General features: G+C 34.8%; 15 protein-coding genes and 1 riboswitch. All 15 genes read right to left on the reverse strand.

Features of this window, described 5'->3' with window-relative positions:
- Window positions 1-26 precede the first annotated feature (26 nt).
- Window positions 27-1,001 (reverse strand): transposase, encoded by a 975-nt coding sequence (locus PHO70_00935; GenBank protein ID MDD5431544.1) that lies wholly within the window; start codon window positions 999-1,001, stop codon window positions 27-29.
- Window positions 1,002-1,132: 131 nt separating this feature from the next.
- A riboswitch (cyclic di-GMP riboswitch) is annotated at window positions 1,133-1,215 on the reverse strand.
- A gap of 80 nt (window positions 1,216-1,295) precedes the next feature.
- Window positions 1,296-1,607 carry a hypothetical protein gene (locus PHO70_00940; GenBank protein MDD5431545.1) on the reverse strand — a complete coding sequence of 104 codons (312 nt, stop codon included), beginning with the start codon at window positions 1,605-1,607 and terminating at the stop codon, window positions 1,296-1,298.
- A gap of 46 nt (window positions 1,608-1,653) precedes the next feature.
- Window positions 1,654-2,382: a tetratricopeptide repeat protein gene (locus PHO70_00945; GenBank protein ID MDD5431546.1), complete on the reverse strand. Its 729-nt coding sequence runs from the start codon at window positions 2,380-2,382 to the stop codon at window positions 1,654-1,656.
- Window positions 2,382-2,987, reverse strand: a complete 606-nt coding sequence (locus PHO70_00950; GenBank protein ID MDD5431547.1) for a hypothetical protein — start codon at window positions 2,985-2,987, stop codon at window positions 2,382-2,384. Before PHO70_00950 ends, PHO70_00945 begins: the two co-directional genes overlap by 1 nt.
- Before the next feature lie 19 nt (window positions 2,988-3,006).
- Window positions 3,007-3,810 carry a tetratricopeptide repeat protein gene (locus PHO70_00955; GenBank protein ID MDD5431548.1) on the reverse strand — a complete coding sequence of 268 codons (804 nt, stop codon included), beginning with the start codon at window positions 3,808-3,810 and terminating at the stop codon, window positions 3,007-3,009.
- A gap of 14 nt (window positions 3,811-3,824) precedes the next feature.
- Window positions 3,825-5,744 (reverse strand): secretin N-terminal domain-containing protein, encoded by a 1,920-nt coding sequence (locus PHO70_00960; protein MDD5431549.1) that lies wholly within the window; start codon window positions 5,742-5,744, stop codon window positions 3,825-3,827.
- Between the two features lie 4 nt (window positions 5,745-5,748).
- On the reverse strand, window positions 5,749-6,396 hold the full coding sequence (locus PHO70_00965) for a hypothetical protein (protein MDD5431550.1): 648 nt from the start codon (window positions 6,394-6,396) through the stop codon (window positions 5,749-5,751).
- Between the two features lie 3 nt (window positions 6,397-6,399).
- Window positions 6,400-7,230, reverse strand: coding sequence for an AAA family ATPase (locus PHO70_00970; protein MDD5431551.1), 831 nt, complete (start codon window positions 7,228-7,230; stop codon window positions 6,400-6,402).
- A gap of 459 nt (window positions 7,231-7,689) precedes the next feature.
- Entirely contained in the window at window positions 7,690-8,157 is a 468-nt protein-coding gene (locus PHO70_00975) for a DUF2062 domain-containing protein (protein MDD5431552.1), read from the reverse strand.
- A gap of 9 nt (window positions 8,158-8,166) precedes the next feature.
- Window positions 8,167-9,135: a radical SAM protein gene (locus tag PHO70_00980; protein ID MDD5431553.1), complete on the reverse strand. Its 969-nt coding sequence runs from the start codon at window positions 9,133-9,135 to the stop codon at window positions 8,167-8,169.
- A complete protein-coding gene (locus PHO70_00985) occupies window positions 9,113-9,637 on the reverse strand; it encodes a DUF4416 family protein (GenBank protein ID MDD5431554.1) in 525 nt (174 codons plus the stop codon). Before PHO70_00985 ends, PHO70_00980 begins: the two co-directional genes overlap by 23 nt.
- Before the next feature lie 72 nt (window positions 9,638-9,709).
- The gene (locus PHO70_00990) at window positions 9,710-10,072 is read right to left on the reverse strand and encodes a PilZ domain-containing protein (GenBank protein MDD5431555.1); all 363 of its coding nucleotides are present in this window, start codon (window positions 10,070-10,072) and stop codon (window positions 9,710-9,712) included.
- 2 nt (window positions 10,073-10,074) lie between these two features.
- On the reverse strand, window positions 10,075-10,260 hold the full coding sequence (locus tag PHO70_00995; GenBank protein MDD5431556.1) for a hypothetical protein: 186 nt from the start codon (window positions 10,258-10,260) through the stop codon (window positions 10,075-10,077).
- An 18-nt stretch (window positions 10,261-10,278) separates the two neighbouring features.
- The gene (locus PHO70_01000; protein MDD5431557.1) at window positions 10,279-10,623 is read right to left on the reverse strand and encodes a PilZ domain-containing protein; all 345 of its coding nucleotides are present in this window, start codon (window positions 10,621-10,623) and stop codon (window positions 10,279-10,281) included.
- 122 nt (window positions 10,624-10,745) lie between these two features.
- Window positions 10,746-11,451 (reverse strand): hypothetical protein (locus PHO70_01005; GenBank protein ID MDD5431558.1); only part of this gene is annotated, 706 nt, incomplete at its 5' end.

Here is an 11,451-nt window from a genome sequence, read left to right on the forward strand (position 1 = left end):
TTAATATATAGGTAAATAGCACGCTATTATTTATTTGGCACATTAAGTTTTTCCTCAAGCTGTTTTGTTTTTTCTTTTTCAATCGCAAGCCTTCTTTGCATGGCTTCCAAAGAAACTTTATCAGCGCGGTATTTCTCATCCAAATTCTTTATTATAACTGAGTTTTCATGTGCTAGTTTAAGGTTAATTTCACCTTGTTTCTTAAGCATCTCTTTTTGAAGATTTCTTTTAAGATTAAAAGTGACTTGAGAAAAGTATACAGATATAAAGATCAGTGCTATTACTGATAAAGCCCCAGTAACAAGAAAGAACCTTTTTTTTCTTTTAAATTCCGCATCAGGTATAGAGCTATCAATTTCAGATTTATATTTTTCAACTTCAAGTTCAACTTTTTCTATAAAACCGTTTGTGCCAAGTACTGTCTTTTTATTGAGCTCTTTATTAATAAAACCACTTCTATCTAAAGAAAATTCTTTGATAAATTCTTGATGATCTTTATTTTTTAGATATTTTTTAGTTTCTTCAATTTCACTTGAGATATTAATGTCTAAACTTGGTTTACCTAAATAATTAGCGAAACTACAATAAGGATAAAGTTCCGGCTCTTTAACAATATTTAGGATTTTAGGATTAAGATGAATATAGGAAGCAACCTCTAAAAGATGAGTTTCTTTTTCAACTAAAACCAGTTTAAACCTTTCTTGGAAAAGATGGCCTTTTCTTTCATATTTTGAATTGAAATATTTTGTATAGTTTGCATTTAGGTCATGCATAATATCAGAAATTGTTAGTCCAGCTTTTAATTCAATCAATAAATGTAGATGGCTTGGGATCAGGCAGAAGGCGAATAATTTAAAACCATATTGTTCTTTATATTTCTTTAATAATTCAGCGTAGGTTTTATAATCTTGGACATCTCTAAAAATTTCTTCATTATTATCACCGCGGCTTGTTACGTAGTATAGTGCGCCTTCAATAAATTTTTTAGGGACTTTAATCATTTTAAGCCACCTTTTCTTTTTAATGCGTTGCATTTTTATTGCAACGTTGGTTTATTGCGTGGTACTTTGCAATAATTTTAAAAAAAAATCCCAGGCATTTTACCTGGGATTGGTTGTCTTAAGTTTCAATCTTCGGTAATCTGCCTGTCCCGGAATTTTCCCGGGATGCACGACTTTGCGTCCCTTGATTACTCAAGGTTTGCCTTTTCGGATAAAGAGCATTAATTTCTACATTAAGTATACCATACGCTTGATTTCTTTTCAAGGTGCGTGGCATTTTATCTTTTTGAGGGGTTAATTTGCTTTTTTTTGTTGTATGATTTTAGCTTTTTCTGTTAGCTCTTCCATACGTTTTTTTTCAATTTCCAGCTCTTTATATGTATTTTCTAAAGAAGGTTTACTATTATTGTATTTTTCCGATAATTTCTTGGTTAAGATCTCTTTTTCTTGATTAAGCGCTACTTTGAAGTCATTCTCTATTATTAAGCTAGCTGACTTGATTTCCACCTTGATACGCGCCATTTCAATAACAAAAATAGCTACAATTATTAGAAATACAACGAATAAAATCAGATAAAAATAGTGCAGAAACTTTAGCTTTGGCATATTTAGATTGGACATTTTAATCTCAATTGGAACCAGATTGGACGTTTTAGTTGGATTTTATAATGCTTATCGTGTTCTTTACTTCTTCTGCATCATCCGCATCCGGCTTTAATTCAAGGTATTTCTCGTAATTAAAAACAGCGTTCGCGTTGTCTGTTTTTATGTCTTTGTAAAGAACAGCTAAGTTGTAATAAGCATCAGCGTTCTTTTCATCAAAAGTAAGAGATTTCCGGTATTCTTCAATAGCCTCATCATTCATCCCAGCTTTTGAATAGCTTATAGCTAGATTGTAATGGAATAAAGCTCTTTCTTTTTTTAGCGTAGTTTCAAGGTCTTTTAATTTGTTTTCAAGCGATTTCTTTTCATCAGATAATTTTCTCTGAAGCACAGCCTGGTCTTTGGTTAACTTTTTTTCATCTTGAGCTAACTGAGTTTTTTGCCGTTCTAATTCAGCTTCTTTATTTTCTAAAACTTTTTGGGCATCATCCAATTTTTTTTGCAGAGCTTCCTTTTCTTTTTGAAAATCGTTATTTAATTTTACATAATTTAATGTGTCGGCTTGCAGTTTCTCGTTTTCTTTTGTGGTAGCCTCTTTTTCAGTTTCAACGCGCTGTTTTTCTTCGTTAACTTTTACAAGAAGTTGTTTTGTTTGATCTAATTGCCCTTTGAGTGATTTACTATTTAAGAGTAATGCTATGCTTGAGGCAATGGCAATAATGCTTAGCCCAATTAGAGAAAAAATGAATGGTTTCGTGCGGATTAATTTATCAAACATTATTTTATTCTTTCTAGTTCTTTAATTCTTTGTTTTGCTTGTTCTGCTCTTGTCCCTTTGGGTGATATTCCAAGAGATTGCTTGTAATAATTAATAGCTTTGGTTCTTTCATTTTTGTCTATTGAACAGATCATTCCTAGTAAATAAGAGCTTTCAGCGTCATCAGGAACGTATTGTAAGGCTTCTTCAAAAGCTTTTTTAGCTTGGTCAAAATTGACCGCAAGGGTTTCGCTCAGTCCAAGGTTATAATAAAGCAGGTTTAAAGTAGCCTTGTCATTCTTTAACTCTTTAGCTTTTGATATTCTTTCCTTAAGTAGCCGGTTAGCTTTAGCCACTTGATCTTTAAGGATATATTGCCACTCTAAATAATTAGCTACTCTTCTTTTTATTTGGTAGCTTTCTTCAAACAGTTTCTGCTCAATAGATTGAGATTTTATCAATGAATTTACTTGGTTTTGCAGAATGGAAGCGGAATTTTTTAGTTTTTGATTTTGTATAAATACGCTAATAAAAAGCATGCTAGATATTGCCAAAGCGACCCAGCTAATTACAAATAAAACTAAAATTATTGTAAGCACTTTTTTGGAGTTTTTCTTCTCTGCCATATAAATTCTCCTTAAATATTTACCTGAATGGCTCTTGTAATATAGGATTGCTTGATTCAAGCATATTTATCAGGTATTCAATGTCTTTCCTGTTAGGTGCATCAGGCTTAATCCATAAGTATTGTTTAAAATGATAGATCGCTTTAGAGTTGTTATTTAGTGAATGTTTGTATAATAATCCTAAATCGTAGTGGACTTGCGCGTTTTTACGGTTGATTTTTAATGATTTAGTGTAGGCGGTTATTGCATCTTCATAGAGTTTAGCTTGAACATAAGCAGTCCCTAATTTTTCATATAATTGAGCCATTTCAAGGTCTCTTTTGTTAGATAATGTATAAACTTTATCTTGTAACTTTTCTATTGATTCTTTTGACTTTTCTCTTTCTTTCTCTAGAGTTTTCTTTAAAATCAGCCGTTCGTCATTCATATTTTTGGAAAGTTTCTCAAAATTAGTCAGTTCCGCCTGCTTTTGCTTAAGTTCATCGGTTTTTAGGTTCAATTCTTTGATTATCTCCTCAAGTTGATTCCTTAAGCGTTCTTCATTTGTTTGTATTGATTTAATTTTGCTTTCCGCTTTTATACCAGGATTATCAACTTTTACCTGAGTTGGTTGTTGCGGTAGTTTGTTTTCTTTTACGGATATTTTAACTTTATCTTTATTCTTATCTTTTATAACATCATTTATAAGGTTGATGGTATCTTTTTGGGATACGGGATTAATCTGTTGAGATTCTTTGGCTTGGGCAAAAGCAACTCTTTGAAGTCCTAAGGCTATCAATATTGCTAATATTGTGACCCAGGCTTTCTTTTCGTTTTCTCTCATTTTCCCTTTCCTTATTAAAATTCTTTAATTCCTTTAAGTTTCTCTTGCACTTCAGTTTGTTTCGTATCCGGTTTAATTGAACTACCGGAAGTTTTTGGAGTTTGCAATGCTTCTAAGACGGCCTCTTCTTTCTTTGGCGACATCTTAATTTCTCCAACCTTTCTTTCAATAATATCCTCTTTAGTATCTTCTGCGACGATATCATAGGGAATCATTCTTTCAGGTTCGGTGCCTTGGAATAAATTCTCTCCGGAGATTAGATGTGGAGTAAGAAATACTATTAATTCTGTTCTCTTTTTTTGCTGGGCGTCAGAGCCAAAAGCAGCTCCAATAAGCGGTATTTTTGAAAACCACGGAAGTCCTACCCTATCTCTTCTGCTTTCATTTTTCATTAAGCCTGCAATCATAATCATGGTACCGTCTTTTACTTTTACTACAGTTTCAGCTTCAGAAGTTTCTACGATTGGGATAGTGCTTTTTAGCGCAGTAGTAATTGTTTCCCTGACTGAACTGACTTCGGGTTTGATTTTCATTGTAATATAGCCATCTTTATTAATCGTAGGAACAACGCTCAATTTAACACCGACGTCTATGAATTGGACGTTTTCTGAGGTGATTGTAGTAACGTCAGATTGGCTTTGGGATTGTGAAATATAGGCTTCGCGGGAGCCAACCATAATTTTTGCCTCTTGGTTATTAATTGCAGCAATGCGGGGCCTGGAAAGTATTTTTGTGGCTCCTATTGTATTAAGGAATTGCAGTGTGGTTGTGAATCTGTCTGCGGCAAGCGTTCCGAAAGTAAAGGTATAATTTGCAGCTGTTAATAATGGCGAAGGTGTAAATGAAGGCGAAGCAGGAAGCGTACCTTTTAAGTCAATGCCGTGTATATTTTTATCTTGAATTAGTTTTTCCCAGCTGATTCCTCTTTGGTATTCATCTTTTAAGGTGATTTGCACGATTTCCGCTTCAATAAATACCTGTCGGGATTCTTCATCAATAGCCTTAACCATGCGCTTTAATTTCTTCATTTTATCCGGCAGGTCACTAATGATAAGTTTTCCTGAGCGTTCATCAACAAAAACTTCACCCGGGCCGGTAGTTATTGCGCTTGCTATTTGAGTTTTTATATCAGCGGGTTTTGCGTATTTAATATCAAATATTTCGGTTTGAGGAGATCGATCCAGGTCTTTGACAGTTTTCTCCATCTGATCTAATTTTTCTGGGATATCCAACATAATTATTGTGCCGGTTGCTTCGTCAACGATAATCTTACCAATGTCAGATTTAATTTGGCCAAGCGCATTAAATATGGTTGCCGGCTTTGCAAAATTCAATTTAAGGCTTCTGTATTTTCTTTTTTCATTGTATTTTTTTCCATATAGTCGTTCGTATTCGGAGGAAGTCATTATGTTTATTATTTCATTATTTCTATCCGCGGCTAAATCTTGGCTTACTAAGACTACGTCAAGAGCGTCTTCAAAAGAAAGGTTATTTAAGAAGATGTTTACTCTCCCAGCGACACTCTTAGTTGGGACAATTGTGACTCCCATTTTTAAAGAAAGAATCCTAAAAAGCTCGTTGATATCAATCCCTTTTAAGTCAAGAGAGAGTCTTTCTTCTCCATCAACTTTTACGCCTTTTGTAATTTCTTCTTCTGAAGCGACTTTGGTAGTACTAGAAGAAGAAATTGGCAGCAAAGCTGGATTTGTTGAAGGGTTATCAGTAGGATCCCTGGTGTCTTTTTGTTGTTCACTCGTTTGAGGAATTGGAGAGTTGTTGGGGAGAGGTGTATTTGCTGTAGGATTGCTTGGTTGCTGTGTACTGCCAGATTGAGCCTGTTGTGCATTATCCTGAGTAAAAGCATTTTTTAAAGAAATTAAGCCCAGTAATAAAATGAAAATTAATACAGTAGTTTTTTTATTAAATAAGTTCATATGTTTATCTTAACTCCCATTCTAACTGGTCTTTTCCTAAAATAACCTTTTCCTTAAGAATCTTTTTTATAAAAAGTTGCTTAAGCTGGTCTCCTGTGCTTAAAAGGTATGTTTTTTGGTCTTTAGAATCTTCAATCATTGCTTGAGGTTTATCTGACCAAAGAATTCCTACCAATTTAAGGCTACTTACTATTTCTCCCATTTCAGGAGCAATTTTTGGAGGAGTGCCTACAGGAGCAGAAGGCGTATAAGTAAAAATGTTGTGTTTTTTTGCCAAGGCAATCGTGTCTGTTATGTTTGCTTCTTGTTTTTTAAGCATATCATCTTTTGTTTCGTAAATCGCTGCTTCTGCTTTTACTTGCTCAAGCCTCTTTTTTGAATTCGCCCCAAGCTTTATGAAATCCAGAATAAAGAATATTGTCAGGATACCGCAGAAAACAATAATTATCTTATTCGCAGTCCTTAAGTTAATAAATTGAGATAGGTTTTTGTTGCCTTGAAGCGTTTTTAATCCGGCAACAAAGTCTTTTAAGTTAAATTGTTTCTTTGCTCGTTCAGGTGGCACCTCCATGTTCTTTTCTGTCGATTGAGGATTTTCAATTATTTTTAAAAGTTTTTCTTCGGGTGTTGAATTGTCTTTTTCTATTGGCATTTTTTAAGCGGTTACTTTAACTTCTTTTGAAATTAAATCCTGGATTATCCCTGCATCAACTACCGGCTTATTTTCCATGACAAGAGTTTTAAGCGCGTTGTGACAAAGCATTCCGATTCTGCGCGGGTAACCTTGGGTATAAGAAAATATTTCTGAAATTGCCTCATCAGTAAACAAAGGAACTGGCTGAGTGTCCCCTGCTGCTTTAAGGCGAAACTCAATCATCTCTTTTGTTTCTTCTTCATCAAGTGGATTTAAAACATATTTAAGGCTTATGCGGTCCCAGAGATTTTTTATTGAGCGGATACTGGGAAGTAATTCCATTTGAGCAAGTAAAACTACTTGGAGTAATTTGTATTCATTGGTTTCATAATTTAAAAGGACTCTCAGCGCTTCTAATGAAACGGTATTTAATTTCTGCGCTTCATCAATTAATAAGACAACTGTCTTTTTTTCTTCAACGCCTTTTTGGAAAAGATATTTTTTGATTGCTTCCTTGTAATCAAGGATTGTGGGATTTGGTGAAAGGATGTCAATCTTGAAAGTCCTGATTAATGAATCAAGGAAAATTTGTTCAGTGTCAAATGTTGGATCAAGCACCATGTGAAAGATTATGTCTTCTCTTTCTTTTAACATTTGAAATACTTTTCTTGAAAGCGTAGTCTTGCCGGTTCCTACATCACCTAAGATAACATTAAGCCCGCGCTTTAAACGTATCTCAATCATGAGGCGCATCAATGCGGCTTTATGTTCTTTTGATTCATAAAAGAAATTTGGGTCCGGGCTTGTGGAGAAGGGTTCTTTATCTAATCCGAGTATTTTAAAGTAGCTCATCTTTTGAAGAAGAAACCTTTATTTGGGTAAGATTTATTTTATGTCGCATTCTCTTTATTCGTAAAGTATTACGACACTTCTAAACTTGAATTAATTATAGTAAAAAGAATCACAATTAGCAAGAAGTTTTATTAATAATTTAATTTATATTATATTCTATTTGTCGTTTACTAAATTAGTCTCTTGTTCTATAGTTTTTGCTTCAGGCACTGAATATTTTTGCCGTGCGCTGCGATTTACCACGTCGCTTCGGCTTAGCGTTCTCTTGGGAGCCGTCCTTCGCTCCTCGTAAATTCTTGCGCACTAATGTTAATAGCTGTGCCAAAAATCTTCTAATGTGCCTTCAGCAAAAACTATAAAACAAACACAGCTTTTAAGTGAGAAACAAGACAAGGCATCAAGAGAAAAATTAACATTTTCTAATTAGATGCTAATAATATCGTAACCTATTGAAATTATTTATCTTTTGCGCCTGAATATGGAGAGAATTAGGAAGATGACAAGGTAGCTTGCTATGCCAAGGACTAGAGCAATTACGACGTAACCTACTATTACAGGAAGGCCAATCTTTAATAGAGATATTTTAAACAAGTTTGCCCAGTGGAAGTCTTTTAAAAAGATAAACCACTCTTCTTTTATTTTGTGCCATTCAGTATTAAAAATAAATGAACCTACTTTTATTGCAGACAAAAAAGTTACGAAGCTTAGCCAGGTATTTGTAAGCAGGCTTCCAATTAATGCACTTGCCCTGTTTGCTTTTAATGCTAATGCTAAAAAAATTGCAGCAACAGGCCCTGTGCCTGGAAGGATTCCCGCGAAGATTCCAATTCCAAACCCAAGCGCTATTCTTTGAGGCGTATCATTAATTAAAAATAATTTTTCATAAACTTTTTTAAAGAAAACTTTTATTTTATTTTTTTCTGGCATCTTCTTCCTTTAAGGTTTTTTATTGTTAAGAGTTTTTGGTTTGATATTTACTCCGGCAAGACTTTCTAACCCATGGGAATCTTGGGTCCAGCCATTATGTAAGCCGTATCTCTCCATTGAAATTTCAGCTTCTTTATATTCTTCTAAAGTTATCTTCCGGGAAATCTCCTTAAATTCATTTGATTTGTAATAAGGCGTATATTGGCTCATGAGGCTTATGTAAGTTTCGGGAGAAATTTCACTTGCGATAAATTTCATAATATCTTCTGTCCCGGAAATATTATTAGGCAGGACTAAATGCCGGATAATTAATCCCCTCTCCATTATTCCATCTTGGTTAAATTTTGCAACACCTACTTGGTTGTGCATTTCTTTTATTGCTTCCTGATTATGCTTTGGATATTCTGGTGCGTTAGAATATTTAAGAGACATTTGAGGATCATGATAGCGCATGTCCGCAAGATAAATATCAATAATTCCATTAAGCGCTTTTATTGTTTTAACAGATTCATATCCGCTAGTGTTGTAAACAATCGGTAATTTTAGTCCCTTATCTATCGCAATTATGAGTGACTTTAGAATTTGTGGAAGAATATGTGTGGGGGTTACTAGATTAATGTTGTGGCAATTTAATTCTTGTAAATGGAGCATGATTTGCGCTAGGTCTTCAAAATTTGTTTCTTTTCCTTGTTCTGATTGGCTAAATTTATAATTTTGGCAATACACGCAATTCATATTGCATCCGGAAAAAAAGATTGTTCCTGAGCCATTTGTCCCTGAGATTGGCGGCTCTTCCCCGTGATGAGCCATAAAGCTGTATACTCTTGGGAAAATCCCGGTTTTACAAAATCCAGTTTCATTTTTTAAACGATTAACTTTACATTTGCGCGGGCAGATACTGCAGGATTTTAATGAGTTAAAAAGCTTGTCAGTTATATTTTGCAATAAACCGTTATCAAACGCTGATTTGGCCAGCATAAATTTCCCTTATTTGATTAAAGATATTAATGTATTCTTTTGTTCTGTAGTCTGCATAAGTCCATTTTAAAGGGATAAAAGAGCCATTCTTATAGGAGAGAGTTATTTCTGCAAAGATCCCCTTTGATAAGTAGATGCGGTGGGCATAATCTTTTGTGGTGGCTAAAACAAGCTTAGGCAGGTCAAGGTATCCGGGGTCAATATTAATTAACCGTTTGTTTTTTTCAGAGAGTTTCTCTTCTATTGTATTAGTGTAGATTTTTATCTGAGGCAGCTCATTAGGAAGGATTAATTTTTTAAAACTGACAAACTTTCTGTTTAGGGGTTTTCCGAATTCTTCTTCATAATAATTTGTATAGTTGAAAGGCAAGACTTTACTTTCAAAATCAATCCTGCCGAATTTCTTCTCTAAGATCTTTTCAGCCTTTGTTAGCTGCGATAGGTCTTTAAAGATGAAACCGGATATTAATTTTACCGGCGTAATTTTTTTAATTTCACCCATACGAAAAAACGGGGCCAGAATTATTTTTTATTTAGAATAATTCTGGCCCCATATCCTATGTTCTTCACACTGTTAATTACTTGGAATGAATTGATTGATATACTGCGAAATCTTCTTTTTTTGTGCTTCTTTTATTTCGTTAAAAAATATTGCTATGTTAAATCCGCCGGTTGAGTTATCCTCGGTTCTTACTAAAACACCTTTGCATTCAACCGAATAGCTCTTACTGCCTTTACCAGTTGAGACTGGGAGCGTTAGTTTAATAGCCACTTTAGTAAATGGAGGAATATATTTATTAATATGGCAATATGCGCCTACACAGCTGACATTTTGAGTGTCAGTTGTAAAATCATAGCCATTAACCGCTAGATTAATCGGCAAGCGGTGCGATAAACGAGGATGTTCCCTTCGTTCTGATTTTCTTATCTTTGTCATTTTTATTTCTTCTCTTCTTTTCCTTTTTTCAGGAAAGCGCTCCAGCATTTTTTGCTGCAGTAGTATTTGCCGTTACGATAATATCTTTTTGTTTTTTTAATCGGTTTGTTGCAGCTTAAGCAATTAGTCTGCTTCTCTGCTTTTGGTTTTTCTTCTTGTGCTGGTGCGTTAGTTGGTGTTTCAGCCATTTCTTTGTTTTCCTTTCGTTAGATTTTGCCTAATTTTAGGTTTATGTATTCCGATAAATAATTCTTCTCAGCTGGGTCAATCTCAATAAATTCTATACCCAGCCTGTTTCTGTTTGAATGAGGCATAGGGGAAGAAAAAACTACACGACCCACAGGTCTTAATATTTTAGCAGCAATTTCAATTTCTAACATTATCAGGTTTGAAGGAGCGATAAACAAATTGTTAATAAAACCAATTCCTCCAAGGCTGATATTGTCGCTTATGGCGTTATCAAAATGTGTTGAACCGCGGATTTGATAGCGTAAAGGAGCGTGTAAACCAATCCTCTGGAACCGTCTTTTTTCCTCTTTTTGCTTCTCCATGCAACTATTATATCACGAAAATTATTAAAGTCAAAACCAATAAGCTAAATATAAGTTGTTTAGAAAAATGACCGGGATTAATCCCGGTCATTTTTTATGGATTATTTAAGCAAAATAATTTACTAATTTTTTATACAGGTGGATTCCCAGTGTTCACGCGTATCAAGGTGATCCGGACGAGTATACCAGTTGACAAATGTAAATCCGTCAGCGCACTTCAAATTCCAACAATTGATATTTTGTATAGGATATATTGGGCCTTGAATAAATTTGCAGTCTGTATGAATAGCATTGATTTCTGTTTTGGCAAAACCGTAAAATCCCCCTTGTTGATAGCCACCAGCTTCAACCCATTGGGTTCCATTGCAATAGTATAGTTTGTTGCTTGAATACACTACGGATCCTGCAGTGGTTGCGCTACAGCCTTGGCCGCTATTACCAATTCTTATTGTTCCATTAACATCTAATCTGGTTTGAGGATTTGTGGTTCCGATGCCAACATTCCCACTGTTACCCACAATACGCATGCGCTCAGTTCCAAAGCTTCCTTCCCAATAGTCATGCACAAATGCCAAGTCCGAGCCTGTTGCTACTGTTCCCGCGCGGTTAATAATTCCAAATGCGGCTTGCCCATTTTGTTGAAAACTTAAACCTACATCTCCAGAGTTTGTTCTTTTTAGGGCAAGTTTTATGTTGCGATTATTTGTGTTATCATCTCTTACATCTAGTCTTACGGTAGGATTCGAAGTGCCTATGCCGACATTCCCCCCTCCTAGAATACGCATGATTTCAGTCCCTCCGCCTCCAGGCCCTTCCCAATAGTTATTA

This window comes from Candidatus Omnitrophota bacterium (assembly GCA_028715415.1).
Classification (GTDB): Bacteria; Omnitrophota; Gorgyraeia; order Gygaellales; family Profunditerraquicolaceae; genus JAQURX01.

Excerpts from the sequence above, each read along its gene's own strand:
- PHO70_00970 (MDD5431551.1), bottom strand. The coding sequence starts at position 7,230 with ATGAGCTACTTTAAAATACTCGGATTAGATAAAGAACCCTTCTCCACA.
- PHO70_00965 (MDD5431550.1), bottom strand. The coding sequence starts at position 6,396 with ATGCCAATAGAAAAAGACAATTCAACACCCGAAGAAAAACTTTTAAAA.
- PHO70_00955 (MDD5431548.1), bottom strand. The coding sequence starts at position 3,810 with ATGAGAGAAAACGAAAAGAAAGCCTGGGTCACAATATTAGCAATATTG.
- PHO70_00940 (MDD5431545.1), bottom strand. The coding sequence starts at position 1,607 with ATGCCAAAGCTAAAGTTTCTGCACTATTTTTATCTGATTTTATTCGTT.
- PHO70_00935 (MDD5431544.1), bottom strand. The coding sequence starts at position 1,001 with ATGATTAAAGTCCCTAAAAAATTTATTGAAGGCGCACTATACTACGTA.
- PHO70_00980 (MDD5431553.1), bottom strand. The coding sequence starts at position 9,135 with ATGCTGGCCAAATCAGCGTTTGATAACGGTTTATTGCAAAATATAACT.
- PHO70_01000 (MDD5431557.1), bottom strand. The coding sequence starts at position 10,623 with ATGGAGAAGCAAAAAGAGGAAAAAAGACGGTTCCAGAGGATTGGTTTA.
- PHO70_00995 (MDD5431556.1), bottom strand. The coding sequence starts at position 10,260 with ATGGCTGAAACACCAACTAACGCACCAGCACAAGAAGAAAAACCAAAA.
- PHO70_00985 (MDD5431554.1), bottom strand. The coding sequence starts at position 9,637 with ATGGGTGAAATTAAAAAAATTACGCCGGTAAAATTAATATCCGGTTTC.
- PHO70_00960 (MDD5431549.1), bottom strand. The coding sequence starts at position 5,744 with ATGAACTTATTTAATAAAAAAACTACTGTATTAATTTTCATTTTATTA.
- PHO70_00975 (MDD5431552.1), bottom strand. The coding sequence starts at position 8,157 with ATGCCAGAAAAAAATAAAATAAAAGTTTTCTTTAAAAAAGTTTATGAA.
- PHO70_00950 (MDD5431547.1), bottom strand. The coding sequence starts at position 2,987 with ATGGCAGAGAAGAAAAACTCCAAAAAAGTGCTTACAATAATTTTAGTT.
- PHO70_00990 (MDD5431555.1), bottom strand. The coding sequence starts at position 10,072 with ATGACAAAGATAAGAAAATCAGAACGAAGGGAACATCCTCGTTTATCG.
- PHO70_00945 (MDD5431546.1), bottom strand. The coding sequence starts at position 2,382 with ATGTTTGATAAATTAATCCGCACGAAACCATTCATTTTTTCTCTAATT.